The organism is Psychromonas sp. SA13A (assembly GCF_011378715.1).
GTDB lineage: Bacteria > Pseudomonadota > Gammaproteobacteria > Enterobacterales > Psychromonadaceae > Psychromonas.
In genome coordinates this window covers 63,087-86,209 of the sequence record NZ_WTKU01000019.1, presented here as the reverse complement: position 1 = coordinate 86,209, position 23,123 = coordinate 63,087, and the positions used below count along the sequence as shown (strand labels likewise).

Genomic DNA, 23,123 nt, shown 5'->3' with positions numbered 1-23,123 from the left:
TGCGTGTTGATGACAAATCGGCTAAATCAGTGACTGCTGCTACGATTGCTTTATTGCAACCATACAAAGGTGCGATATTTACGATCACTGCTGATAATGGTAAAGAATTTGCCTATCATGAAGTGATGACCGAATATTTAAATTGTGGTGTTTATTTTGCAGATCCTTATTGTTCGTGGCAAAGAGGTTTGAATGAAAATACGAATGGTTTGTTACGACAATATTGGCCGAAATCAACGGACTTTAAAAAAGTATCGCAATCAGAAGTTGAAGATGTAATCGTTAAATTGAATGATAGGCCAAGAAAGAAACTAAATTACAAAACGCCAGCCAAATTAATGGCTGAACATATGGTAGTTATAGCTGCTTAGTCGTTATGCACTTCAATGTTGAATCCGCCATAGGTAATAATAGATAATTGTTCGAGAAGTCGTATTTTGAATGCAGGGCTTATGTTTAAAATACTGATAGATACTTTGATGGGGAGTGTAAAACAGGAAATTTGGAGCCCTATATTGAATCTGCTAGATAAAAAATACGAGACTAAAAAACACATGACCCCAGCACTTAATAAGCAAGGTCGTTTTATTGAGTTTGGGAGTATTAATAGATTTTTATATAGAAGTAATTTGGAGCGGTACACGAGACTAAAAAAACACATGACCCCAGCACTTAATAAGCAAGGTCGTTTTATTGAGTTTGAGAGTATTAATAGATTTTTGTATGGAAGTAATTTGGAGCGGTACACGAGACTCGAACTCGTGACCCCGACCTTGGCAAGGTCGTGCTCTACCAACTGAGCTAGTACCGCTTCATAATTTAGTTTTAGTTTTATTTTTAAAATGTAGTTTGGAGCGGTACACGAGACTCGAACTCGTGACCCCGACCTTGGCAAGGTCGTGCTCTACCAACTGAGCTAGTACCGCTTCATCTAAAACTAATTGGAAATTATCTTAAAGGTAAATATGATATTCAACTTTAAGATTTGGAGCGGTACACGAGACTCGAACTCGTGACCCCGACCTTGGCAAGGTCGTGCTCTACCAACTGAGCTAGTACCGCATCACATTTTCCTGTAACAAATTTTCTAACAAAATCAGAACTGAGGCATTTGGTGACGCCCCCTTGTTACGAGCCCGAATTATAGAGATGGCGTTAATGATTGCAAGCTTTTTTTAGCTAATTTAAGCTTAACAAAGCTTACATGCAGATTTTTCAACCAAATCATTACTAACTTGCTTGAAAAGCGAACTAATAACTAAAAAAATGCTTTTGATAATGCTGTAATTCAGAAATAGACTCTTTAATATCCTGTAACGCTAAATGTGTTCCAGTTTTTTTATGTGCTTCAACCATCTCAGGAGCCCAACGACGACCTAACTCTTTAATCGTACTAACATCAATATTGCGGTAATGAAAGAAAGCTTCTAAGGTCGGCATATGTTTGACCATAAAACGACGATCTTGGCCAATACTATTACCACATAATGGAGCTGCACCTGCCGGCACCCATTTTTGTAAAAACTCAAGCGTCTCTTTCTCCGCTTGCTCACAACTAATTTTGCTTGCTTTAACACGTGCAGTTAAACCAGAGTTACCATGGTGCTCAGTACACCACTCATCCATGGCATCCAGAGCTTGATCACTCTGATGAATAACAAACTGTGGGCCTTCCGCTAAGATATTCAAATCACTGTCAGTTACAATCGTTGCAATCTCAATAATTTTATCACTATCAGGATTTAATCCTGTCATTTCTAGATCGATCCAGACCAAATTATTTTTGTTCATTTTGTTAACCACCCTTTTCTCTTGATGAATAGCTTTATTATTTAAAAAATATAGTATGATACGCCATTCAAATCACCAGTGGTAGCAAAGGAAGCCTGTGGCTAAGAAGAAAAAACTCAGTAAAAACCAAGTTCGTCGTGTTCAAAGCAATCATAACAAGCGCTTAACACCCAAAAACGATAAACAATGGGATGAATCTGAACTAGGTCCGCAGCTGGAAGGGTTGGTGGTTAGTCGGTTCGGTCAACATGCTGACATTGAAGATCAAGATGGCAAAGTAGAACGTTGTACCCTACGCCGTTCAATTCGTTCATTAGTAACTGGCGACCGCGTTGTATGGCGTGCGGGAAAAGAATCTCACCAAGGTATTAGTGGTGTTATTGAAGCTGTGCATCCTCGTAAAACCGTATTAACACGACCAGATTATTATGATGGTATTAAACCCATCGCAGCTAATATTGACCATATTATTATTGTTAGCTCCATTGCACCTGAGTTTTCTCGTAACATTATTGACCGCTACTTAGTTGCCTGTGAGGATATTGGGATCACACCAATTATCGTTTTAAACAAAGTTGACCTATTAGACACAGAGTCAGCAAAAGTCATTGACCAAGAATTACAGAGTTACCGTAATATTGGCTATCAGGTTTTGTATAGTTCAATGCATGGCGATGGTCTAGACGATTTAAAATCGGTTATGAAAGATAAAATTAATATTTTTGTAGGCCAGTCTGGCGTGGGTAAAACGTCATTACTGAACATGTTATTGCCTGAAGTTGAAGCTGTTACAGGTGAAATTTCAGAAGGTTCTGGTCTTGGTAAACACACTACTACCACAGCCCGTTTATATCACTTCAGCGATGGTGGTGATTTAATAGATAGCCCAGGAATACGTGAGTTTTCATTGTGGCACTTAGAAGCTGAACGCATTGCAAGTGGTTTTATTGAATTTAGAGAGCACCTTGGTGGTTGTCGTTTTCGAGATTGTAAACATCAAGCCGATCCAGGTTGTGCGTTAGTTGCAGCTGTTGAAGAAGGTAAAATTGATAGGGCGCGCTTTAAGAGTTTCCTACGTATCTTAGAAACCATGGATGATGCAAAAAATGCACGTCACCGCGATCCAAATATCTACTAAAATAGACGTTTATAAAAAAGTACAATTGAAAACCGTATTTAAAAAAATTTAAAACGGTAAAAAACAGAGATTAATTAATATTTAAAAGCAGAGAGTTTTACTATGAGCGATAAACTAAAAATTATTGGCCAATACCTTTTACCTAAACACCTTGTTACTTTATTAGCAGGTAAATTAGCGAATGCAAAAATGGGTAAGTTCACGACATTTTTAATTACTAAATTTATTAAGCAATTTAAAATCGACATGAGTGAGGCAAAGTATTCTGAGGCTGCTGACTTTGAGACCTTTAATGACTTTTTTACACGTGAATTAAAAGCAGGTTTACGCCCGATTATTGAAGGCGACAACAACCTAGCAACCCCCGTTGACGGATGTGTTAGCCAACAGGGAGACATTAAAGCGGGACGTATTTTTCAAGCTAAAGGCCATGACTTTAGTTTACGTGAATTATTAGGCGGACGAGATGACGTCGCAGCTCCCTTTGATGACGGAATTTTTTCTACCGTTTATTTAGCACCTAAAGATTATCACCGTATCCATATGCCAATTACGGGTAAATTAGAGCAAATGATTTTTATCCCTGGTGACTTATTTTCAGTTAACCCATTAACTGCGCAAAATGTTCCTAACTTATTTGCTCGAAATGAACGTGCCGTTGCTATTTTCTCAACCGCTATTGGACCAATGGCGATGGTATTAGTGGGTGCAACTATCGTTGGCAGTATTGAAACGGTTTGGGAAGGAACATTGACGCCACAAAAAAATAAAGAGATTCAATATTGGGATTATCAGGATCAAGAGATCATCTTGCAAAAAGGGGCTGAAATGGGTCGCTTTAAACTAGGTAGCACGATTGTTGCGTTATTCCCTAAAGACAGTATTAAATTTAGCGACGCTTTAGCACCTTCAAGCGTGACACGTTTAGGCGAGCTATTTGCAACCGTAAAATCTTAGACCTTAGACCTTAGACCTTAGACCTTAGACCTTAGACCTTAGACTCACAGCATAACAAGGCTTGTCATGACAGTAATATCAAGTGAACAATATTTAAAAAAAATCTTATTAGCCCCTATTTATGAGGCAGCGATTGAAACTAAGCTACAGCCACTAAATAAGCTATCTGTTCGTTTAAATAACCATATTTTATTAAAACGTGAAGATTTACAACCGGTTCACTCTTTTAAATTACGTGGTGCTTATAACAAGCTTTCAAGTCTCAGTGACCAACAAAAGAAAAATGGTGTAATTGCAGCCTCGGCTGGTAACCATGCTCAAGGTTTAGCTTTATCAGCTAAAAAGATGGGTGTTAAAGCCACTATCGTGATGCCTAAAACCACACCAGAGATTAAAGTTAACTCGGTACGCACTTTTGGTGCAACAGTAGTCTTATTTGGTGAGAGTTTTGATGCTGCAAACGCACATTCGTTGGCGCTTGCAAAGGAGCATGGTTACACCTTAATCCATCCTTTTGATGATCCTGATATTATTGCAGGACAAGGCACGGTAGGAAAAGAACTATTACAACAAGATGCACATATCGATAAGATATTTGTACCGGTTGGTGGCGGTGGATTAGCAGCGGGGATCGCCGTTTATATCAAGCAATTATTACCGCATATTCAAATTATTGCCGTGGAACCGGAAGATGCAGCTTGTTTAAAAGCAGCTTTAGCTGCTGGCGGCCCAGTGACATTACCTAAAGTAGGTTTGTTTGCAGACGGTGTAGCAGTAAAAACCATTGGTCGAGAAACGTTCCGTTTATGTCAGCAATATATTGATGATGTGATCACGGTTAGTAGTGATGAGATTTGCGCTGCGGTTAAAGATATTTTTGATGATACGCGTGCAATAGCAGAGCCTGCTGGAGCTTTATCATTAGCCGGATTAAAAAAATATACACAACAACATCAACTAAAAGATCAACGTCTTACCGCTATTTTAAGTGGTGCAAACGTTAACTTTCATAGTCTACGTTATGTTTCTGAACGTTGTGAATTAGGTGAGCAAAATGAAAGTATTTTAGCGGTTACCATTCCCGAAAAACAAGGTGCTTTCTTAGCTTTTTGTAATCAACTAGATGGCAGAGCCATTACTGAATTTAACTATCGTTATAGCGATAGCAAGCAGGCTAATATTTTTGTTGGCGTAAGAACACCTAATGGCTTTGAAGAATTAACTGGTTTAACTGAAAACCTCACCATTGCAGGTTATACGGTTACCGACTTAAGTCACGATGAAACCGCTAAATTACATGTTCGTTACATGGTGGGTGGTGTGCCTTCTCAGCAGTTAACGGAACGTTTATATAGCTTTGTATTTCCAGAACACCCTAATGCCCTGCTTAAGTTTTTAAATTTATTAGGTATGCATGCCAATATCACTTTATTTCATTACCGTAACCATGGTGCGGCATATGGGCAAGTACTCGCAGGGTTTGAAGTCAGCGATGCTCAGGTTGACCAATTTAGTGAACACCTAAATGCGCTAGGCTATAGTTATAAAGATGAAACTGGCAACCCCGCTTATCGTTACTTTTTATCACATACTAATAACGATTAAGGTAACGCGATGCTACCTTTTTTAACGCCACTTAAAATAACCAAAATCATACAAAAGCTAACGCGTAATATGACTTGGCCTGCAATGTTTGGCCTGATCATAATGCAAGCAGCGATTACTTATGTTTTATTTGTTTTTGCTAATGAGAGTGCTCTAACTGAGCACCCGTTGCAGTTTTTTTATTATAATATGGTGGTGGTTTCAACGGTTGGTTTTGGTGACTTTAGTCCGGAAACAAACTTTGGCAAATTGATTGTTGCCTTCTGGCAAATTCCGTCTGGATTAATTGTATTTGCTTCATTTATTGGAAAAACCACCCAATTATTCATTGATATAGCGAGAAAGAATATGAACGGCAGTAATGATTTTTCACACTTAACCGGGCATATACTGCTGTTTTGCTGGGACAAACACTCAACGAAGCAAGTCATACAGTTAATTCTTGGCGATAAAAAACGCCATAATCGTCAAATATTATTATGTGTCACTGAAGATATGGAGAACCCGTTTCCAGAAATTGATGAGGTTTCCTTCGCTAAACTAGACTCGTTTTCCGACACGCAAGAGCTCGATAGAGTTGGCCTAAAAACAGCTCAACGTATTATTATCGACGGCAGTACGGACGATGAAACCTTATCCATAGCCCTCAGTATTGCTACCTTCACTGATAAGAATGCGAATATAACCGCACACTTTTTTGACGAAAGTAAAGCCAAGCTATTAAAGATTCACTGCCCCTATATTGAATGCAGTATCGACAACAGTGCACAAATAATGGTAAGAAGCATGCAAGACCCTGGTTCAAGCCAAGTCACCGAGCGATTGCTTTCAACGTTAAACGGCGCCACCTTATACAGTATTTTAATCCCCGATTTGATCAGCGACACTAGCTTCGGTGAGTTATTTCAGACATTCAAACAACGCTACGATATGATCTTAATAGGCTTTAGCAAAGATAAAAGTGGTAATGATATGAGCTTAAACCCAACCAATGATGCGATAGTTAGCGCAGGTTATCACCTTTATTATATTGCCAATGAACGCCTTTATGTTGAAGATATTGATTGGCAAGATATCAATTAGTATTTGCTCAATATTCGTGAAATATTTGCAGAGTGTTCGTTGAGCGCTCTTTGAATGATCACTCCCTATTTTGTTCATTTTGATGCTAGGACGCAGCGATAATGAGTATAGAAACAAGCGCGACTTCATATCAATCATTAACCTCAATAGTAGCTGAAAACACACCTCTTTGGTTCCAACAAGGTGGGGTAATGGGCATGATTATGTGGTTATTACTGTTGTTATCTTTTGTCACAACTATTGTGACACTAGAGCGCTTGTTCTTTTGGGCTATTTATTATTTTCAACGGGAGCGCTTTACACTACAAGAGTGTTTTGCCGCTTTAAATAAACACCAAAAGACCGACGCCTTATTGGCCTGTCAAAAAACATCGACACCCGCATTAAAAATGTTGGCTCATGGTATTGAAGGGTTACCTACTTCTCCCATAGAAAAAATGCAAGCCTATGCTGCTATACAGATAAATAAGCTCTCACGAGGACAATCGTTATTGCGTACTATCGCCATCATTTCTCCGATGCTAGGGGCGATAGGTGCTTTGCTGTGCTGCATTGCGCTTCTACCGATTATTGCAGAAGAAAATAGCAGCAATAATCAAGGGCTGTTAGTGATGATTTCGCAGGCATTAGTTCCAGTAGCGGCTAGCCTCATTGTGATGATTTTGGCTTTATTACCTTATCACTTGTTTGGTGTTTTTATTAACACAGTACGCTTACATCTAGACACCATACTTGCTCAGTTTAATCACCTTTGCCAACAGCAAAGCTTAATCAATAGCACAACCAACAACTTAGCCAATGAAGCGACGCTGATTGTTAACAATACGCTGCAGACAACTCCTACGGAAAACATTCAAAATGATCCCGTATCAGAACAAACAAGCATGCCTTATCATTATGAATTTTCGAAGGAAACGGGGGAGGTAAATGTAACTATTCATCCTCAAACTGAAGACATCAAACGAGTCAGTCCATCTTCAATTGCTAAAATGTATGATCAAACACTCGATCCTACTGATGCGAATACAGATGAAAAGCCTATACTAAAGAAATAACTTATTGGCATTGTTATCCCCATTAAGTTGTTATGCTCATTAATTTTCAAGGTCCATTAATTTTCAAAGCCAAAACAGACTAACAACTTCAACGGACATTAAGGCACCTAGTATATGAAATCAGCTTATCACTACTTCCCTTTTATTATCATAAGCTTTTTATTATATGCAGTATTTTTCTATTTTCATGAAGATCTATTACCAAGCAATCAAGTTAAGCAGTTAACAACAAAAAAGGTAACGGAAATAACCCAACCGATATTAACAGAAACACCGATAACCAAAGCAGCCTCACCTTTGAAAATATCCGCTTCTACAACAATAATCAAAGAACAAGAAGCGCCCCTTACTAGTAATCGACAGCACATTAATCAACAACGAAGCGACCAAAAACTGCAGATAGCACCGCAATCTAAACAACAGGCAGCATCAATAATTGATAGCATAACCGAACAACAATCGGCATCCATCACAACAGAAGCTTATCTGTTAGAAGTAATCCAACCCGATTATCAACAGGCTAAAACACGCCATCAACACAGTATTAAAAATCATCTGAGTACCGACGATGCGCTATTAAAAGAGTTTATATTTAACCAAAATATGATTAACTTACCTGCTCTAATTCCTAAAAAAATAACTAACAGTAAACCGAGTAAAAAAGTAAAAAATATCAGCTCCTCCTCCGGCGGCCTTAATGACGACGGCCTTAATGACGACGGCCTTAATGAAAATAGGGTTTTAACATCCATTGCTTCGACATTACCGATTAATAATCCAGCACAAATTATTCGTAATAATAAAATTAAAATCATAGCAAAAAAGCCACCAGAGCAGGCTTCAATGTCAAGAAGCGAACCGAAAAAGATCAACGCAAAAAGTATCGATAAACTAACAGCATTACAGGAAGCCGTCGCCATTTCAGGTAAAAAGCCTAAATACCCTCAGCGGGCAGCTTTAAGACAACAAAAAGGACAAGTAAAAGCAACAATGATAGTCATGAAAAATGGACAAACGATGGCGGTAAAATTAACAACATCTAGCGGTCATGAAATGCTTGATAAAGCCGTATTAAACTTTATAGAAAACGAGCGCTTTATGCCCGCGTTGAAAGGGCAAGATAAAATAAGCAGTGAGCAGTCATACTCATTTAGCTATCAATAGCGAGCAGTTAAAAACCAGTTGGAAGCTAATTAAAAAATGATTAACAACCGCAGGTTATCTAAGGGGTAAGGGTATCATTAGAAAGCAGTCATTTTACCTGGCGTATTTCCTCTGTATCAATCGTTCTAATACAGAGGAATAGATGCAAGTTTATGCTTTATTTAGGACAGCTTATGCTTTAAACAACGACAACTTATTCTTTAAACATATCAATCAATTGCAGCCATATCACCACTTGCTTCTAACCACATTTTACGGTCTCCTGCACGTTTTTTAGCGAGCAACATATCCATCATTTCCATCATTTTATCAGCATCATCAATGGTCAATTGTACTAAGCGACGTGTATTCGGATCCATGGTGGTTTCACGCAATTGTAGAGGGTTCATTTCACCCAGACCTTTGAATCGTTGAACGTTAACTTTGCCACGTTTTTTCTCTGCTTTAATGCGATCTAATATGCCATCTTTTTCAGACTCATCTAAAGCATAATAAACTTCTTTACCGATATCGATTCGATATAGAGGTGGCATTGCTACATAGAAGTTACCGGCTTCAACAACAGCTCTAAAATGACGAACAAACAAAGCACAAATTAAGGTCGCAATATGTAATCCATCGGAATCCGCATCGGCAAGAATACAAATTTTTCCATAGCGTAATCCAGACAAGTCTGTAGAGGCAGGGTCAATACCAATTGCTATTGATATATTGTGAATTTCTTCTGAGCTTAAAATGACATCGGACTCATCTTCCCAGGTATTTTTTATTTTACCTCGTAATGGCATAATAGCTTGAAATTCACGGTCTCGAGCTTGTTTCGCACTACCGCCAGCTGAGTCCCCTTCAACTAAAAACAGCTCACCTCGCATTGGGTCTGGTGTGGAACAATCAGTTAATTTACCTGGTAAAGCAGGCCCTTGCGTGATTTTTTTACGTGCGACTTTTTTGCTTTTACGATTACGAGCTTGGGCATTATTAATACAGAATTCAGCTAAGGCTTCCGCCTCATTTACATTTGCGTTTAACCATAAACTAAAGGCATCTTTAACAACACCTGAAACAAAAACTGAACATTGACGAGAAGATAAACGTTCTTTTGTTTGCCCTGCAAATTGTGGCTCTTTAATTTTTACAGACAGTACATAGCTGCACTTATCCCAGATATCTTCCGGACTTAATTTAATACCACGTGGTAGAATATTACGAATATCACAAAATTCGCGCATCGCATCCAACAAGCCTTGTCGGAAACCATTAACATGCGTCCCACCTTGCGAGGTTGGGATCAAGTTAACGTAACTTTCAGTAATAGAGTCGCCGCCTTCTGGCAGCCATACTACGGCCCAGTCAGCCATTTCACTGTTGGCAGAAAACTTACCAACAAAAGGCACAGATGGTAATAATTCGTTCTCTGCAACGGCTTCTAATAAATAATCATTTAGGCCATCTTGATAGCACCATTCATAATTATTTTTATTCACTTTATCTTTAAATTTAATAGTTAAACCCGGACATAGTACGGCTTTAGCTTTTAATAAATGTAATAGGCGTGAAACAGAGAATTTAAAACTATCAAAGTATTTTGGGTCAGGTCTAAAGTGCACGCTAGTACCGGTATTACGCTTTCCACAAACGCCGATTTCACTTAGCTCTTCTACTTTGTCACCATTTTCAAAGGCAATATGAAATATTTTTGCATCACGACGAATTTGTACATCAACACGCGTAGAAAGCGCATTAACTACGGAAATACCAACACCATGCAAACCACCAGATATTTCATAATTTTTACCAGAAAATTTACCGCCGGCGTGTAACTTACAAAAGATTAATTCAACACCTGATATTTTCTCTTCTGGATGCATATCAATCGGCATACCTCGACCATCATCAATAACTTCTAAAGACTGGTCTTCGTGAAGTATCACTTGTATAGAACTTGCATGACCTGCTAATGCTTCATCTACCGAGTTATCAATTACTTCTTGAGCTAAATGATTTGGTCGATTGGTTTCAGTATACATACCAGGTCGATGACGAACGGGATCGAGTCCGTTTAATACTTCAATGGAATCTGAATTATATTGTTCGCTCATGCATGCACCTATGGTTATTCTGTTTAATAATGATGAAGTTTAATGGTTGTTAATTCTGCGCGTAAGTTACCACAGAACAAAACAGTTGATTGTATGTATTTAGTAAAGAAAATGAATTATTTCTGCAACATAACGTTCAAAGCCAATAAAGCTATGATCGCCCCCATTTTCACAGGTTATTTTACATTGTTTATATTTTTTTATTGCATCTCGGTAGTCTAAAACTTCATCTTGCTGTTGTAATAACACCCAAATATTATCTGGATAGTTAATTTGCTCAACATGCAAAGCCTTGAGCTGTTCAATATAATCAGCGTTAATAATGTATTGCTGCTGAAGATAGGGATGAGTCTGATCACCTTGGTAGAAATCTAGCAAAATATTGGGTGTTACTGCAGGGTTAATGAGTACCACTTTTACCGCATATTGCTGAGCCACCTTGGTCGCCAGAAATCCACCTAAAGAACTACCCATAACCCCTATTTCACATCCATCATATTGTTTGAAGATAGATTCAATGACAGACCACATATCTTCAGGGTAGACGGGAAGTTGCGGGCAAACGAAATGAATTTCAGGATATTCTAACAACAAATAATCACGCATTTGTTGTGCTTTAAGTGATGCAGGAGAGCTATGAAAACCATGAAGTGAAAGCAATACTTTGGTTATGTTAGCGGTTGTCATTTTGCCTCTTATTTAACTTCAGGCCAGAGTAATGCAAACAGAAGTTATTTTCGTTTCTATAAGTTAATGAGTTAAATTTCAGTCATTATTGGTTTTGTTCACTGCTATAGGGACGATAAAAGCAATAACGGCTTACTGCAGAATAGTTTAACGAAAAAATAGCTACGCTAGCTTGTTTTACTTATTCCGCATTGAGATTATTTAGTATCCGGTCGCATTCACATCAGTAACAAACTCTCCAATATCAATACGCTCAACTTGGGTGTTTATTTTACCTGATTTTGTAAGTGTTAAATAGCGATACCCAGGTGCTTTATCATCAACAGCAAAATCATCACTTTGTGGTTTAAATTGTACACAGGTAGATGGACTAGTTAGGTAACGTACCCCTTTTTTGGTGACATCAAAAGCTTGGTGAACATGACCAGATAAAACCGCTTTCACATTATTGAACTGACTGATCAGTTCAATAAGCTGCGCATTGTTTTTCAAAATATGTTGGTCTAACCAAGCTGAACCTACTGGCAACACATGGTGATGAATTGCAATCAAGGTATGTTTGTTTGGGTACTGCTTAAGCTTATCTTCTAGGAAAAATAATTGTGACTCACTGAGATGACCGTAAGGTACACCCGAGACTTGAGAGTCCAATAAAATAATTTGCCAATGTTCGCTGATGATTTGTTTGGTTTGCGCAAGTCCTTCGTTCAATAAAGCAGGCAACATCACTTCTTGCATATCATGATTGCCTGGCAACCAATAACAAGGCATTTTTAATGTTTTAATACGCTCACTGAAATCAACATAAGACTGAGTAGAATGATCCTGTGACAAATCACCGGTGCACAAAACTGCAGCACATTTAGCGGTGTATTGCTGGGCATGCTCTATAACAGCATCATAACTATCGACTGTTTTAATGCCTAATAAGTCTTTTTCTCTGTCAGCAAAAAGATGGGTGTCGGTAATTTGTAATAACTTTACCTCCCCCTTGTGATCCGCATTTAGCGTTGCTACCGTCTGAAGTACACCATTCATTTTTATATTATTCACTCTAAGTTTTATAGTTAACACACCACGCTAAATGGTCATTTTTATTAAAATTCAGTTATTTATTTTATCATTCTCACAATAATGAAAAGGAATTAATGATTAAAAATGTCGACAAAACCACATTTTAATAACTCTAAATGTGTAGTGAGTAAAAAAATAAGTAAAAAATTAAATATTTAAGCCATTTTTATAATTTAGTTGCAACCACTGCAATCCAATAATAGTTGCCGCATTATCAATCTTTCCAGATTGCACCCATTGGTAAGCTTGCTCTCTAGGGACCACATGAACTCGAATATCTTCACCCTCTTCAGCTAAGCCAAAAACACCTTCCACATTACGACTATCGACATTCGCTACAAATAAATCGATAGTTTCAGTGGTACCGCCGGGGCTCACAAAATAACTGAGCATAAATTGGCATTGTTCAATGACTAATCCTGCTTCTTCAAATGCTTCTCGCTTTGCCACCTCTTGTGCATCTTCACCTTCATCAATCATGCCGGCAATTAATTCTAACAACCAAGGAGACTGCTTGCTATCCATCGCGCCAAAACGAAACTGTTCAACTAAGATCACCGCATCTTGTGCTTTGTCATAGGCTAATAAAGCCGCCGCTTTACCTCTTTCAAAAAATTCACGTTGAATAGGTTTGCTCCATTCACCAGAAAATAATTTATGCTTTAAAGTGAATTTATTACATTTAAAAAAACCTTTATAAAGTGATTCACAGCCTAATATTTCTACATCATTTTTGTCGTACATTATTTTCCCTTTCATTATTTGTTTAACATATGCAGTAACCTGATATGAGTTGAAATCACTCGTTTAGGGCACGTTTGCAATATCGCTAATGACCTATGATTGAGCGTGTAAATGAAATACTTAAATGCATAAACTGCACCAATAAACGATTTACTCATTTTTTAAAAAGTTATAGGATAAACATTATAATTAATGATTAAAGTTAATGATGACACAGACACACAATTTTTTTAAAATCGCTTTAAAAATCATTTGTATATAGTGAAATCCCTATTATAAAGCAAAAAGAAATGCAATTTAATTCAAATTTTTATTGTATTATTAAGCAACAAGTAATAGTTAAAAATAGGTTTTTATAATACCCTACAATATTAAAAATTAGCCTTTCTTCATATTAGCAAAAACACATTCAACAGGATTTCCATACCATGAATTTAAAACGCCTTTATATTGCAAGCTTACTAGGCTTATCAAGTGTTGCCGTCAATGCTGATACGCTACAACAAGTTTATGAAACAGCCAAATACAAAGATCCCATTATTTTAAAAAGCAAGGCACAATATGATGTGTTTGTTGAGCAAGTATCAGAATCAAAATCGGTTTTATTACCACAAATTGGTTTTGGGTTAGATGCCAACCACGTGCAATCAAGCATTAGTACTAATACCAACACCAACTATGGCGCGAGTCTAGAGCTAACACAGTCACTTTATAATGGCACTTACTGGCAACAAACTGATATAGCAGAGAAACAAGCAACACAATACGCTGCTATTTACGGTTATGCCGCTCAAGATTTATTATTCCGCGCTGCTACTGCATATTTTGATGTATTACGTGCCGACGAATCAGTTAAATCTGTGCAAGCGAACAAGCGTGCTGTTGAGCGTCAACTAGAACAAACTAAACAACGTTTTGATGTGGGTTTAATTGCTATTACCGACGTGCATGAAGCGCAGGCTGAGTACGATAGAACAGTGGCTGATTTAATCACAGCAGAAAATACACTGGCTAATAATTATTACTTGTTACGTGAATTAACTGGTGAAGATGTTAAACAAGTTGCGTACTTAAACACTAAAACATTTGACCCACAGCCACTTGAAGGTGATGTGAAAATTTGGCGTAACAAAGCGTTAGAGTATAATTTAGATTTACATAGCAAACGTATCGCTAAAGAACTGGCTAAAATGAATATAGAATTAGCTGAAGCGGGTCATGAGCCAACGCTCGATTTCACCGCTGGTTTAGGTTACAACGATTATAATTACCATGATTCAAACTCAACATCTTATGATGCAACAGCCGCTACTTTTGGGCTTAGCTTAAATGTGCCTATTTACACGGGTGGCGGTATTACTTCTCGTGTTAAACAAGCACAATTTAACTATGTTGTAGCAAGTGAAGATCTAGTACAAAGCTTCCGTAGTACTGATGCACAAATCAACAGCGGTTATAACAACGTACAAGCTTCTTTAAGTTCTATTCGCGCTTACGAGCAAACGGTTGTTTCATCACAAAGTGCATTAGATGCTGCTGAAGCAAGCTTTGAAGTAGGAACTCGTACTATCGTTGACGTTCTGGATGCTACTCGTAACTTATACAGCTCTGAAAACTTATTAGCCAATGCTCGTTATGATTACATTATTAACATGCTGCAACTAAAACTATCAGCGGGTACATTATCTGAGAAAGATATTTTTGATATCTCTGCAGGATTAACAGATGTATCAATGAGCCCAGATGCGAGTGTTTCTGAGATTTCAAAAGCTAAAAAGTAACAACACTAAAATAGCAATTCATCGACATTGTTATTAACATAAAATACTAAGTTCTAGCATCAAATTAAAAAGTACTAAATTAACTAGTGCTAAGATCAAAAAAGGGAAGCTTCTGCTTCCCTTTTTATTATCGTCAATTTTCAATTAATCTTAACGTTCATTACGAATTGTTTTAATGATCTCGGTTGTTGAGCAGCCATCTTTAAACTGCAGTACTCGTACCTCGCCACCATTGGCAATGACTTCTGCACCGCCAGCTATCTGTTCAGGAGTATAATCTCCACCTTTAACCAGTAGATCAGGTAAAACACCTGCAATCAAACGCTGTGGAGTATCTTCACAGAACTCAACCACCCAATCCACAGCACCTAACCCCGCTAACACAGCCATACGTCGGTCGGCAGTATTAATAGGACGACCTTCCCCTTTTAAATCACGCACAGACTGATCACTATTAACTGCAACAATTAGTCTATCGCCTTGTTCACGAGCAGTATTTAAATAGGAAACATGGCCAGCATGTAAAATATCAAAGCAGCCATTAGTCATGACGACCTTTTCTCCACGATGCTGCGCTAATTTTACTGCTAATTGTAATTGGCTTTCGGTTAGCACACCAAAGCCAATCTCTTGTTGGCTATAGACTGCATTTGCTAACTCAATGGTATTCACTGTTGAAGTACCAATTTTGCCTACCACAACACCTGCACCAGCATTAGCTAGCGCACAAGCATCTTCAAAGCTGCTACCTGCAGCAATTGAGGCCGCTAATACCGCAATCACTGTATCCCCTGCACCGGTCACATCAAAGACTTCTTGAGCTTGAGTCGGTAGGTGAAAAGGTTCTTCATGCTCACGGATCAAAGTCATACCATGCTCACTACGAGTCACTAACAAGGCTTCTAGTTGTAAATCTTTAATTAACTGCCTAGCACGTTCAAATAGTTCTTGATCATTTTTACAATGCCCCACAACCCCTTCAAATTCAGAGAGATTAGGCGTAAGTAGTGTAGCGCCGCGATATTTTTCAAAACTCGTCCCTTTAGGGTCAACCAAGACTTTGACGCCACGACTTTTAGCAAGTTGAATCATTTTTTGTACGTCAGCCAATGATCCTTTATTGTAGTCAGAAAAGACAATCACTGGATTAGACTGATCTAATGCGTTGCTCATCTTATTAATCATTGCTGTACTATCAACATCAGCAAATGATTCTTCAAAATCTAGACGAATTAATTGTTGGTGGCGGCTTAATACGCGTAATTTTGTAATTGTCGGTGCATTAGCAACGGTGACAAAATCTGTTTCTACGTGTACGGAATGCAGGCTATCTTTAATCGATTGTGCGGCTTCATCGTCGCCCACTAAGCCCACTATTTTTGACTTTGCGCCTAATGCAGCAATATTCAGTGCAACGTTTGCCGCTCCACCAGGACGCTCTTCTATTTGTTTAACGTTAACGATAGGCACAGGCGCTTCAGGAGAGATACGTGCTGCAGGACCATGCCAATATCTATCTAGCATGACATCACCGACAACTAATACGTTTGCTTGCTCATATTCAGGTAAGGTTATTTTCATTTTATCTCTCTCTAGGGCGTTTATCGGCTTAGATTATCACAGACCTTATTAAATCACATTTTCAAAACGGACTATTTAATATTTTTGAGCAGATAAAATGCCATAATCAAACACTCATAAAGTAAATTCGACACAAGATATTCACGCAGCTAGAACTCGTGTCGTTAGGACTCAGGTAACTTTTTGATAAAGAGAAGTAAAATAAGCATTATTACGACTAACATTAATTGTAAAAACAGCTGTCCTATCAATAAAAGGATAGAGATCAGGAAACTAATGACAATACTTAAATAAATAATCGGTTTACGTTGTTTATTGATTTTTTTGTGGGCTTGCCAATGTTTTAAATCATCGCCAACAGCAGGTAGATTTAATAACCACTGTTGAAAACGTGGTGAGCTTTTAGAGAATCCAAAGAGTGCCAATATAAAAAAAGGCGTAGCAGGGAGCAAAGGTAAAATAACACCTAGTAGTCCAAGTAATGTTGCGCAGCAGGCAACTGTGAATAAGGTATATTTAATTAAATTTTGTAACATTTAACCTTTCCCCTTATCTTAAAAATTGCCAAAAAAAAGGCCTGCATTAAGCAGACCTTTTTATTATAGCAATTTTGCAACTTACATTTCTCAGCCAATTTTAATTAACTGAGAAAATGAAATTACTTACCTAGCTTCTCTTTAATACGAGCAGCTTTACCAGTAAGTTCACGTAAGTAGTAAAGTTTAGCTTGGCGAACCAGACCGCGACGTTTAACTTCAACGCTTCCTACAAGTGGGCTGTGAGTTTGGAATACACGCTCAACACCTTCACCGTTCGAGATTTTACGAACTGTGAATGCTGAATGTAAACCACGGTTACGCTTAGCAATAACAACACCTTCAAATGCTTGAAGACGCTCTTTTTCACCTTCTTTTACGCGAACACGTACAACAACAGTATCACCTTGAGAGAACTTAGGGATATCTGTACGAAGTTGTTCGTTTTCAATTGCTTCTATAATCTTGCTCATTTTTATACCTTTTTATGCCTAGTTAACTAATAACATCGCTGTCTAGTTGGAGTTGCTTTTCAGAGCAGCAAGCAATTTTGCTTGCTCGTCAGTCAGAGCTAGGTTTTGTAATAAATCGGGTCTTCTTTGTTTCGTGCGCTGTAATGATTGAGTTAATCGCCATTGACGAATTTTCTCGTGATCACCACTTAATAAAACACTTGGCACTTGCTTTCCATCTAACACCTCAGGTCTTGTATAGTGAGGGCAATCAAGCAATCCATCCGCAAATGAATCTTGCTCAGCTGATTGACTATGACCCAAAACACCCGGTACAAAACGCACCACAGCATCCATTAAAATCATTGCCGGCAGCTCACCACCACTTAACACATAATCACCAACAGACCATTCTTCGTCTATTAAGCTTTCGATTATACGTTCGTCTATTCCTTCATAGCGCCCTGCCACTAATATCAAAGCTCGAGAACTTGATAAAGACTGTGCACCTTGATGGTCTAAACGTCGACCTTGAGGAGAAAGGTAAATTACCTTTGCCTCATGCCCTGCTTCTCTTGCGCTCTGTTTTGCTGCGTTGATTGCATCCCGTAAAGGTTGCACCATCATCAGCATCCCAGGCCCGCCACCATAGGGACGATCATCGACCGTTCTATGTTTATCTAATGTGAAATCACGTGGATTCCAACACTCGATAGAGAGCAAGTTATTTTTAATCGCTCGACCTGTTACCCCATTCTCGCTAATGGCCCGAAACATGTCCGGGAAGAGGCTAATAACCCCTAACCACATAACTTTTCTCCTAGGGTAATTAGAAATCAGGTTCCCAATTAACTGTAATTAGTTGGCCTGTAATATCAACATTCAATATTACTTGCTCTTCGATGAACGGAATTAACCGCTCTTTTTGTCCAAAAGCATCATTCGAGTTGGCTTTTACAACAAGCACATCTTTAGAGCCTGTTTCCATCAAATCAGTGACAACACCAAGATGATAACCTTTGTCAGTATTAACCTGACACCCGACTAAATCGCGCCAATAGTAGTCAGCTTCCAACTCTGGAAGACTAGATGGTTCAACAAGAAGGTCAAGGCCAACTAAGGCTTGTACTTCTTCACGAACATCGTAACCGTCTATTTTTGCAACAAAACCTTTATTGTGACGTTTCCATTCAGTGATATTCACTTCACGTAAAGCCCCATTAGATTTCATTAACAATGGCTTGTATTGAAAAATGCTTTCAGGATCATCGGTGTAGGAGTGGACTTTTAACCAGCCTTTGATGCCGTAAACTGCACCAAATTTGCCTATTTCTATTGGTTTTGCTTGTTCGCTCACCTAATATCTCCTTCACCTAACTGCAATTAAGCAGCTACAGCGTTATCTTTTACTAATTTAGCTACACGATCACTTAGCTGTGCGCCAAGACCAACCCAATGGTTGATGCGATCTGTATCTAAACGTAATTTTTCTGATTGACCTTGTGCAGTTGGGTTAAAGAAACCAACTTTTTCAAGGAAACGACCGTCACGTGGGCTACGGCTATCAGTTACTACCACTTGGTAGAATGGGCGTTTTTTAGCGCCACCACGAGCTAAACGAATAGTTACCATATCGTCCTCTATATATATTATTAAACGTCGAAAGTCAGTGAATTCTGACCACCTGCTTCTGTAGAAAGCCGCAAAATTATACTCTTATTTAGAAAAAGAACAATCAAAATCACAGTCAGCAATCAATTCAAACGGCTAAAATATAAAAAAGCCCCGTTGAATAAGATTCACCGGGGCTTTAAACAATCCTAACATTGCGCTTAATTATGTTTTACTTTTTACGGAAACCGCCTAAACCAGGTGGCAATCCAGCGCCTCCCATACCCGGCATACCACCGCCCATACCAGGCATCATGCCTTGCATGCTACTCATCATTTTACGCATGCCACCGCCTTTACCGGCCATTTTCTTCATCATTTTTTGCATTTGCGTAAACTGTTTAAGCAGTTTATTAACATCTTGAATTTGCGTACCAGAACCCGCTGCGATACGACGCTTACGGCCCCCTTTAATAATTTCAGGCTTAGCACGCTCTTTTTTAGTCATTGAATTGATGATCGCTTCCATTTGATTGGTTGCTTTATCATTAACTTGATCTTTCATTGCATCAGGAATATTCGACATACCCGGCAATTTATCCATCATACCCATCATGCCGCCCATGCTTTTCATCTGCACTAATTGGTCACGGAAATCTTCTAGGTCAAAACCTTTACCTTTTTGAACTTTTTTCGCTAACTTAGCTGCTTTATCTTTATCAACTTTAGTTTCAAGCTCTTCGATTAATGAAAGAACATCACCCATTCCTAAGATACGAGAAGCAATACGATCTGGATAGAAAGGTTCTAAAGCATCAATTTTTTCACCCATACCGATAAATTTAATCGGTTTACCAGTTATATGACGAATTGAAAGTGCAGCACCACCACGCGCATCACCATCAGCTTTCGTTAAGATAACACCGGTCAACGGCAAGGCTTCATTAAATGCTTGTGCCGTATTTGCCGCATCTTGGCCGGTCATTGCATCTACAACAAACAATGTCTCAATTGGATTAATCGCTGCATGTAGATCTTTAATTTCATCCATCATCTCGCCGTCAACATGCAAACGACCTGCCGTATCGACAATCACAACATCAATGAATTTCTTTTTCGCATGGGAAATAGCAGCATTAGCAATATCGATTGGTTTTTGCGTGATATCACTTGGGAAAAATTCAACATCAACTTCAGCAGCTAAGGTTTCCAACTGTTTGATCGCGGCAGGACGATAAACGTCGGCACTCACAACCAAAACTGATTTCTTTTCTTTGTTTTTTAATAATAATGATAATTTAGCAACAGAGGTGGTCTTACCCGCACCTTGTAAACCTGCCATTAATAATACTGCTGGCGGCTGGGTCGCTAAATTTAAATTTTCGTTGACTTCACCCATTGCCAATTCAAGTTCGTTTTGTACAACTTTGATAAAGGCTTGGCCTGGGTTTAAACTTTTGGCAACTTCTTGCCCAATCGCACGTTTCTTGATTGCTTTAATAAAGTCACGAACAACCGGTAAAGCTACATCGGCTTCTAACAACGCCATACGTACTTCGCGTAATGTGCCTTTAATGTTGTCTTCTGTTAATCGACCTTTACCACTGATACTTTTCAGTGACTTCGACAATCTGTCCGTTAAATTCTCAAACATGTTTATGTCTCATAGCTATAAATAATTAGGATTTTGTGTATTATACGCATTTATGCTTTTTCAAAATAGTATTAACTTCTCATCCATTCAATAAAGCTTATAATGAAGGTTATTAAAAGCCATTTTTATGAGTAAAGGCAGTAATATATGAGTCAACTGGCAACTATCAGTGTTGTATTTTATTTACTAAGTGGCTTACTTGCTAGCCGCCAATTATTTTCACCTCAAGCAAAGTTAAGCTATCAGATTATTACCTTATCAAGTGTCGCACTATTAAGCCACGCTGCTTGGTTATATGAAAACATCTTTTTAATAAATGGTCAAAATTTGCCTATTTTAAATGTTGTTTCATTGGTGAGTTTTTTAATTGCAGCGCTGTCATTGGCCATCAACAAAAAAATCAATACCGGCGTTCTGTTACCAATCGTGTATGGGTTTAATATTGTCAATTTTATCGCTGTGGTGTATTTACCAAGTCATTACATTACCCACTTGGAAGATAACCCGCAGGTTGGTTCTCATATTATTTTAGCGCTACTCGCTTATGCCATGATGGTCATTGCCAGTTTATTTGCATTGCAATTAGCCTATGTAGATTACCGATTAAAGAAACACAGATCGCCCATCGCAGGTTTGAATTTACCGCCTTTAATGACGCTTGAAAAAAGTTTATTCCAGTTTATTTTAATTGGATTTGTCCTCTTAAGTTGTACATTAGTCACCGGTTTTATGTTTTTAGATGATATGTTTGCAAGTGAAAGTGCACACAAGGCAGTGCTGACTATTGTTGCTTGGGTTATTTATGCAACTTTGTTATGGGGGCATTTCAAGAAAGGATGGCGTGGTCGTTTAGTGATCTATATTACTATTGTTGGCTCTTCAATGTTAACGCTTGCTTACTTTGGCAGTCGCTTTGTAAGAGAAATTATTCTCTGACCCTTTACTCTAAAATATTCAATTCTAAGTGATACCATCTTGTTATGATAAGCAGTTAAAAAAGATAAATAGTTATCTGCACTAAACAAGATGGTTTAATAAAGCAGCCATTCCTTTGCTTAAAAGCAAGCATCTACAGCCCCACACCATAATATTAAAACTAGAGTATTAAAACGAAAGTATTAAAACGAAAGTATTAAAACAATTCATAAAACTCATTTCATTTAAACCGTTTCATTAAACAGTGTGTGGTTAACTAAACTTATTTGAGTTGTATTAGTTGAGTCCTGCAGCTTGGCAACTCTGTTGTACTATTTCGTTATTGTTGCCCTGTACTTTTTGAATACGTTTAGCGCGCTCACATTCCCATGCGTTAACTGGGTAGGTTTTATGCCAAGCGGTCATTAATTGACGCTGTTGACGGCTCATTTTATAACTAGGGTAAATAGTATCCATGTATAAATAAGCACGTGCAATCACACCTCGGCTTTGTACAGGCGGTTCTACTTTACGCTTTTCTATTTTCATTGCGCAGCTACCAAAACTACTTTGAACATTACCTAGCATTACAAAGTTATAATTGCTGCGACTCGCATTAACTGAGCCAATCGCAGGATATAGATTGTACATATCAGCTTGCATATATCGGTATTCTGCATTGGTTTTTTCTGCACAACGTCGCCCTTTATAGGCTTTACCTTTACTCGTTACGCATTGTTTATCGCCACTTCGCCATTCAGTAAAATTACGTCCAAAGTTTTCCGCTGGCACAACATGTTCCCACTCAATGCGCTTTGCTCTTTTTTTGTATTTTTTACTTTCAAAGCCGGAGGTAGCAATTACATTTTTTTTGCTATCAAACTCTGCATCGCAATACAAAGTGTGCCGTTCTTGAGGTACTAGATAGATTTCTTTCTCTAATTTCTTTTTAGCACTTGAAAAGGATTGTATTTGGGTATTTTCGGCATAGGAAGGTAATGACAAAAATAGTATAGAAATAAACAGTAAAGGTTTGATAAGCATGCCCTATTATTCAAAAGGCGGCATTATCAATATTATTCAACACACTGACAAGTGATTAATGTCATAAAATGACCATTATTGAGTTTTAATTGAGCGCATATAGAGTCTCAATAGTTACTTTACAGTTCGCTGTTCAGTAGTAGTTAGCGCTA

Annotated in this window: 22 protein-coding genes and 3 tRNA genes; 9 read left to right on the top strand and 16 right to left on the bottom strand. The window is 38.2% G+C overall.

Going from position 1 to position 23,123, the window contains the following annotated elements:
* Positions 1–371 (top strand): IS30 family transposase (locus GQR44_RS15180; protein WP_166372315.1); only part of this gene is annotated, 371 nt, incomplete at its 5' end.
* 364 nt (positions 372–735) lie between these two features.
* Here GQR44_RS15180 and GQR44_RS15175 read toward each other — a convergent pair.
* The 4 genes from GQR44_RS15175 to orn all read right to left on the bottom strand — a co-directional run bounded on the left by GQR44_RS15175 (position 736) and on the right by orn (position 1,791).
* Positions 736–811: transfer RNA gene (locus GQR44_RS15175), tRNA-Gly, on the bottom strand.
* 39 nt (positions 812–850) lie between these two features.
* A tRNA-Gly gene (locus GQR44_RS15170) sits at positions 851–926 on the bottom strand.
* A gap of 60 nt (positions 927–986) precedes the next feature.
* Positions 987–1,062, bottom strand: a tRNA-Gly gene (locus GQR44_RS15165).
* A gap of 189 nt (positions 1,063–1,251) precedes the next feature.
* The gene (orn, locus tag GQR44_RS15160) at positions 1,252–1,791 is read right to left on the bottom strand and encodes an oligoribonuclease (protein ID WP_028869118.1); all 540 of its coding nucleotides are present in this window, start codon (positions 1,789–1,791) and stop codon (positions 1,252–1,254) included.
* Between the two features lie 97 nt (positions 1,792–1,888).
* Here orn and rsgA point away from each other — a divergent pair, with 97 nt between their 5' ends.
* The 6 genes from rsgA (at position 1,889) to GQR44_RS15130 (ending at position 8,793) form a co-directional block, all read left to right on the top strand.
* On the top strand, positions 1,889–2,929 hold the full coding sequence (gene rsgA / locus GQR44_RS15155; protein ID WP_166372577.1) for a small ribosomal subunit biogenesis GTPase RsgA: 1,041 nt from the start codon (positions 1,889–1,891) through the stop codon (positions 2,927–2,929).
* 102 nt (positions 2,930–3,031) lie between these two features.
* The gene (gene asd / locus GQR44_RS15150) at positions 3,032–3,886 is read left to right on the top strand and encodes an archaetidylserine decarboxylase (RefSeq protein ID WP_166372576.1); all 855 of its coding nucleotides are present in this window, start codon (positions 3,032–3,034) and stop codon (positions 3,884–3,886) included.
* A 66-nt stretch (positions 3,887–3,952) separates the two neighbouring features.
* Complete coding sequence (ilvA, locus tag GQR44_RS15145) at positions 3,953–5,491, top strand: threonine ammonia-lyase, biosynthetic (RefSeq protein WP_166372575.1); 1,539 nt, start codon at positions 3,953–3,955, stop codon at positions 5,489–5,491.
* A 9-nt stretch (positions 5,492–5,500) separates the two neighbouring features.
* Complete coding sequence (locus tag GQR44_RS15140; RefSeq protein ID WP_166372574.1) at positions 5,501–6,574, top strand: potassium channel family protein; 1,074 nt, start codon at positions 5,501–5,503, stop codon at positions 6,572–6,574.
* Between the two features lie 101 nt (positions 6,575–6,675).
* Complete coding sequence (locus GQR44_RS15135; RefSeq protein ID WP_166372573.1) at positions 6,676–7,629, top strand: MotA/TolQ/ExbB proton channel family protein; 954 nt, start codon at positions 6,676–6,678, stop codon at positions 7,627–7,629.
* A 114-nt stretch (positions 7,630–7,743) separates the two neighbouring features.
* Positions 7,744–8,793, top strand: coding sequence for an energy transducer TonB (locus tag GQR44_RS15130; protein ID WP_166372572.1), 1,050 nt, complete (start codon positions 7,744–7,746; stop codon positions 8,791–8,793).
* A 209-nt stretch (positions 8,794–9,002) separates the two neighbouring features.
* On the opposite strand, the gene parE is transcribed toward GQR44_RS15130, so the two are convergent.
* From parE to nudF, 4 genes are all read right to left on the bottom strand, one after another.
* Entirely contained in the window at positions 9,003–10,892 is a 1,890-nt protein-coding gene (gene parE, locus GQR44_RS15125) for a DNA topoisomerase IV subunit B (protein WP_166372571.1), read from the bottom strand.
* A gap of 99 nt (positions 10,893–10,991) precedes the next feature.
* A complete protein-coding gene (locus GQR44_RS15120; RefSeq protein WP_166372570.1) occupies positions 10,992–11,579 on the bottom strand; it encodes a YqiA/YcfP family alpha/beta fold hydrolase in 588 nt (195 codons plus the stop codon).
* 201 nt (positions 11,580–11,780) lie between these two features.
* Complete coding sequence (gene cpdA / locus GQR44_RS15115) at positions 11,781–12,617, bottom strand: 3',5'-cyclic-AMP phosphodiesterase (RefSeq protein ID WP_166372569.1); 837 nt, start codon at positions 12,615–12,617, stop codon at positions 11,781–11,783.
* Positions 12,618–12,800: 183 nt separating this feature from the next.
* A complete protein-coding gene (gene nudF, locus GQR44_RS15110; protein ID WP_166372568.1) occupies positions 12,801–13,412 on the bottom strand; it encodes an ADP-ribose diphosphatase in 612 nt (203 codons plus the stop codon).
* 413 nt (positions 13,413–13,825) lie between these two features.
* Here nudF and GQR44_RS15105 point away from each other — a divergent pair, with 413 nt between their 5' ends.
* Positions 13,826–15,178 carry a TolC family outer membrane protein gene (locus GQR44_RS15105; protein WP_166372567.1) on the top strand — a complete coding sequence of 451 codons (1,353 nt, stop codon included), beginning with the start codon at positions 13,826–13,828 and terminating at the stop codon, positions 15,176–15,178.
* Positions 15,179–15,328: 150 nt separating this feature from the next.
* On the opposite strand, the gene hldE is transcribed toward GQR44_RS15105, so the two are convergent.
* From hldE to ffh, 7 genes are all read right to left on the bottom strand, one after another.
* Positions 15,329–16,759, bottom strand: coding sequence for a bifunctional D-glycero-beta-D-manno-heptose-7-phosphate kinase/D-glycero-beta-D-manno-heptose 1-phosphate adenylyltransferase HldE (gene hldE / locus GQR44_RS15100; protein ID WP_166372566.1), 1,431 nt, complete (start codon positions 16,757–16,759; stop codon positions 15,329–15,331).
* A 164-nt stretch (positions 16,760–16,923) separates the two neighbouring features.
* The gene (locus GQR44_RS15095) at positions 16,924–17,295 is read right to left on the bottom strand and encodes a YbaN family protein (RefSeq protein ID WP_166372565.1); all 372 of its coding nucleotides are present in this window, start codon (positions 17,293–17,295) and stop codon (positions 16,924–16,926) included.
* Positions 17,296–17,417: 122 nt separating this feature from the next.
* Entirely contained in the window at positions 17,418–17,768 is a 351-nt protein-coding gene (rplS, locus tag GQR44_RS15090) for a 50S ribosomal protein L19 (RefSeq protein WP_166372564.1), read from the bottom strand.
* A 42-nt stretch (positions 17,769–17,810) separates the two neighbouring features.
* Positions 17,811–18,557, bottom strand: coding sequence for a tRNA (guanosine(37)-N1)-methyltransferase TrmD (gene trmD / locus GQR44_RS15085; RefSeq protein ID WP_166372563.1), 747 nt, complete (start codon positions 18,555–18,557; stop codon positions 17,811–17,813).
* A 19-nt stretch (positions 18,558–18,576) separates the two neighbouring features.
* Positions 18,577–19,104 (bottom strand): ribosome maturation factor RimM, encoded by a 528-nt coding sequence (rimM, locus tag GQR44_RS15080; RefSeq protein WP_166372562.1) that lies wholly within the window; start codon positions 19,102–19,104, stop codon positions 18,577–18,579.
* A 26-nt stretch (positions 19,105–19,130) separates the two neighbouring features.
* On the bottom strand, positions 19,131–19,379 hold the full coding sequence (gene rpsP, locus GQR44_RS15075) for a 30S ribosomal protein S16 (protein ID WP_028869134.1): 249 nt from the start codon (positions 19,377–19,379) through the stop codon (positions 19,131–19,133).
* A gap of 211 nt (positions 19,380–19,590) precedes the next feature.
* Positions 19,591–21,012, bottom strand: coding sequence for a signal recognition particle protein (gene ffh / locus GQR44_RS15070; protein WP_166372561.1), 1,422 nt, complete (start codon positions 21,010–21,012; stop codon positions 19,591–19,593).
* Positions 21,013–21,159: 147 nt separating this feature from the next.
* Between ffh and ccsA the strand changes: the two genes are divergently transcribed.
* Positions 21,160–21,948 carry a cytochrome c biogenesis protein CcsA gene (ccsA, locus tag GQR44_RS15065; RefSeq protein WP_166372560.1) on the top strand — a complete coding sequence of 263 codons (789 nt, stop codon included), beginning with the start codon at positions 21,160–21,162 and terminating at the stop codon, positions 21,946–21,948.
* A 276-nt stretch (positions 21,949–22,224) separates the two neighbouring features.
* Here the strand turns inward: ccsA and GQR44_RS15060 are convergent, their stop codons facing one another.
* The gene (locus tag GQR44_RS15060) at positions 22,225–22,971 is read right to left on the bottom strand and encodes an endonuclease (RefSeq protein WP_166372559.1); all 747 of its coding nucleotides are present in this window, start codon (positions 22,969–22,971) and stop codon (positions 22,225–22,227) included.
* Between the last annotated feature and the right edge of the window lie 152 nt (positions 22,972–23,123).

Excerpts from the sequence above, each read along its gene's own strand:
- orn (WP_028869118.1), bottom strand. The coding sequence starts at position 1,791 with ATGAACAAAAATAATTTGGTCTGGATCGATCTAGAAATGACAGGATTA.
- asd (WP_166372576.1), top strand. The coding sequence starts at position 3,032 with ATGAGCGATAAACTAAAAATTATTGGCCAATACCTTTTACCTAAACAC.
- ilvA (WP_166372575.1), top strand. The coding sequence starts at position 3,953 with ATGACAGTAATATCAAGTGAACAATATTTAAAAAAAATCTTATTAGCC.
- GQR44_RS15140 (WP_166372574.1), top strand. The coding sequence starts at position 5,501 with ATGCTACCTTTTTTAACGCCACTTAAAATAACCAAAATCATACAAAAG.
- GQR44_RS15135 (WP_166372573.1), top strand. The coding sequence starts at position 6,676 with ATGAGTATAGAAACAAGCGCGACTTCATATCAATCATTAACCTCAATA.
- GQR44_RS15130 (WP_166372572.1), top strand. The coding sequence starts at position 7,744 with ATGAAATCAGCTTATCACTACTTCCCTTTTATTATCATAAGCTTTTTA.
- parE (WP_166372571.1), bottom strand. The coding sequence starts at position 10,892 with ATGAGCGAACAATATAATTCAGATTCCATTGAAGTATTAAACGGACTC.
- GQR44_RS15120 (WP_166372570.1), bottom strand. The coding sequence starts at position 11,579 with ATGACAACCGCTAACATAACCAAAGTATTGCTTTCACTTCATGGTTTT.
- cpdA (WP_166372569.1), bottom strand. The coding sequence starts at position 12,617 with ATGAATGGTGTACTTCAGACGGTAGCAACGCTAAATGCGGATCACAAG.
- nudF (WP_166372568.1), bottom strand. The coding sequence starts at position 13,412 with ATGAAAGGGAAAATAATGTACGACAAAAATGATGTAGAAATATTAGGC.
- GQR44_RS15105 (WP_166372567.1), top strand. The coding sequence starts at position 13,826 with ATGAATTTAAAACGCCTTTATATTGCAAGCTTACTAGGCTTATCAAGT.
- hldE (WP_166372566.1), bottom strand. The coding sequence starts at position 16,759 with ATGAAAATAACCTTACCTGAATATGAGCAAGCAAACGTATTAGTTGTC.
- GQR44_RS15095 (WP_166372565.1), bottom strand. The coding sequence starts at position 17,295 with ATGTTACAAAATTTAATTAAATATACCTTATTCACAGTTGCCTGCTGC.
- rplS (WP_166372564.1), bottom strand. The coding sequence starts at position 17,768 with ATGAGCAAGATTATAGAAGCAATTGAAAACGAACAACTTCGTACAGAT.
- trmD (WP_166372563.1), bottom strand. The coding sequence starts at position 18,557 with ATGTGGTTAGGGGTTATTAGCCTCTTCCCGGACATGTTTCGGGCCATT.
- rpsP (WP_028869134.1), bottom strand. The coding sequence starts at position 19,379 with ATGGTAACTATTCGTTTAGCTCGTGGTGGCGCTAAAAAACGCCCATTC.
- ffh (WP_166372561.1), bottom strand. The coding sequence starts at position 21,012 with ATGTTTGAGAATTTAACGGACAGATTGTCGAAGTCACTGAAAAGTATC.
- ccsA (WP_166372560.1), top strand. The coding sequence starts at position 21,160 with ATGAGTCAACTGGCAACTATCAGTGTTGTATTTTATTTACTAAGTGGC.
- GQR44_RS15060 (WP_166372559.1), bottom strand. The coding sequence starts at position 22,971 with ATGCTTATCAAACCTTTACTGTTTATTTCTATACTATTTTTGTCATTA.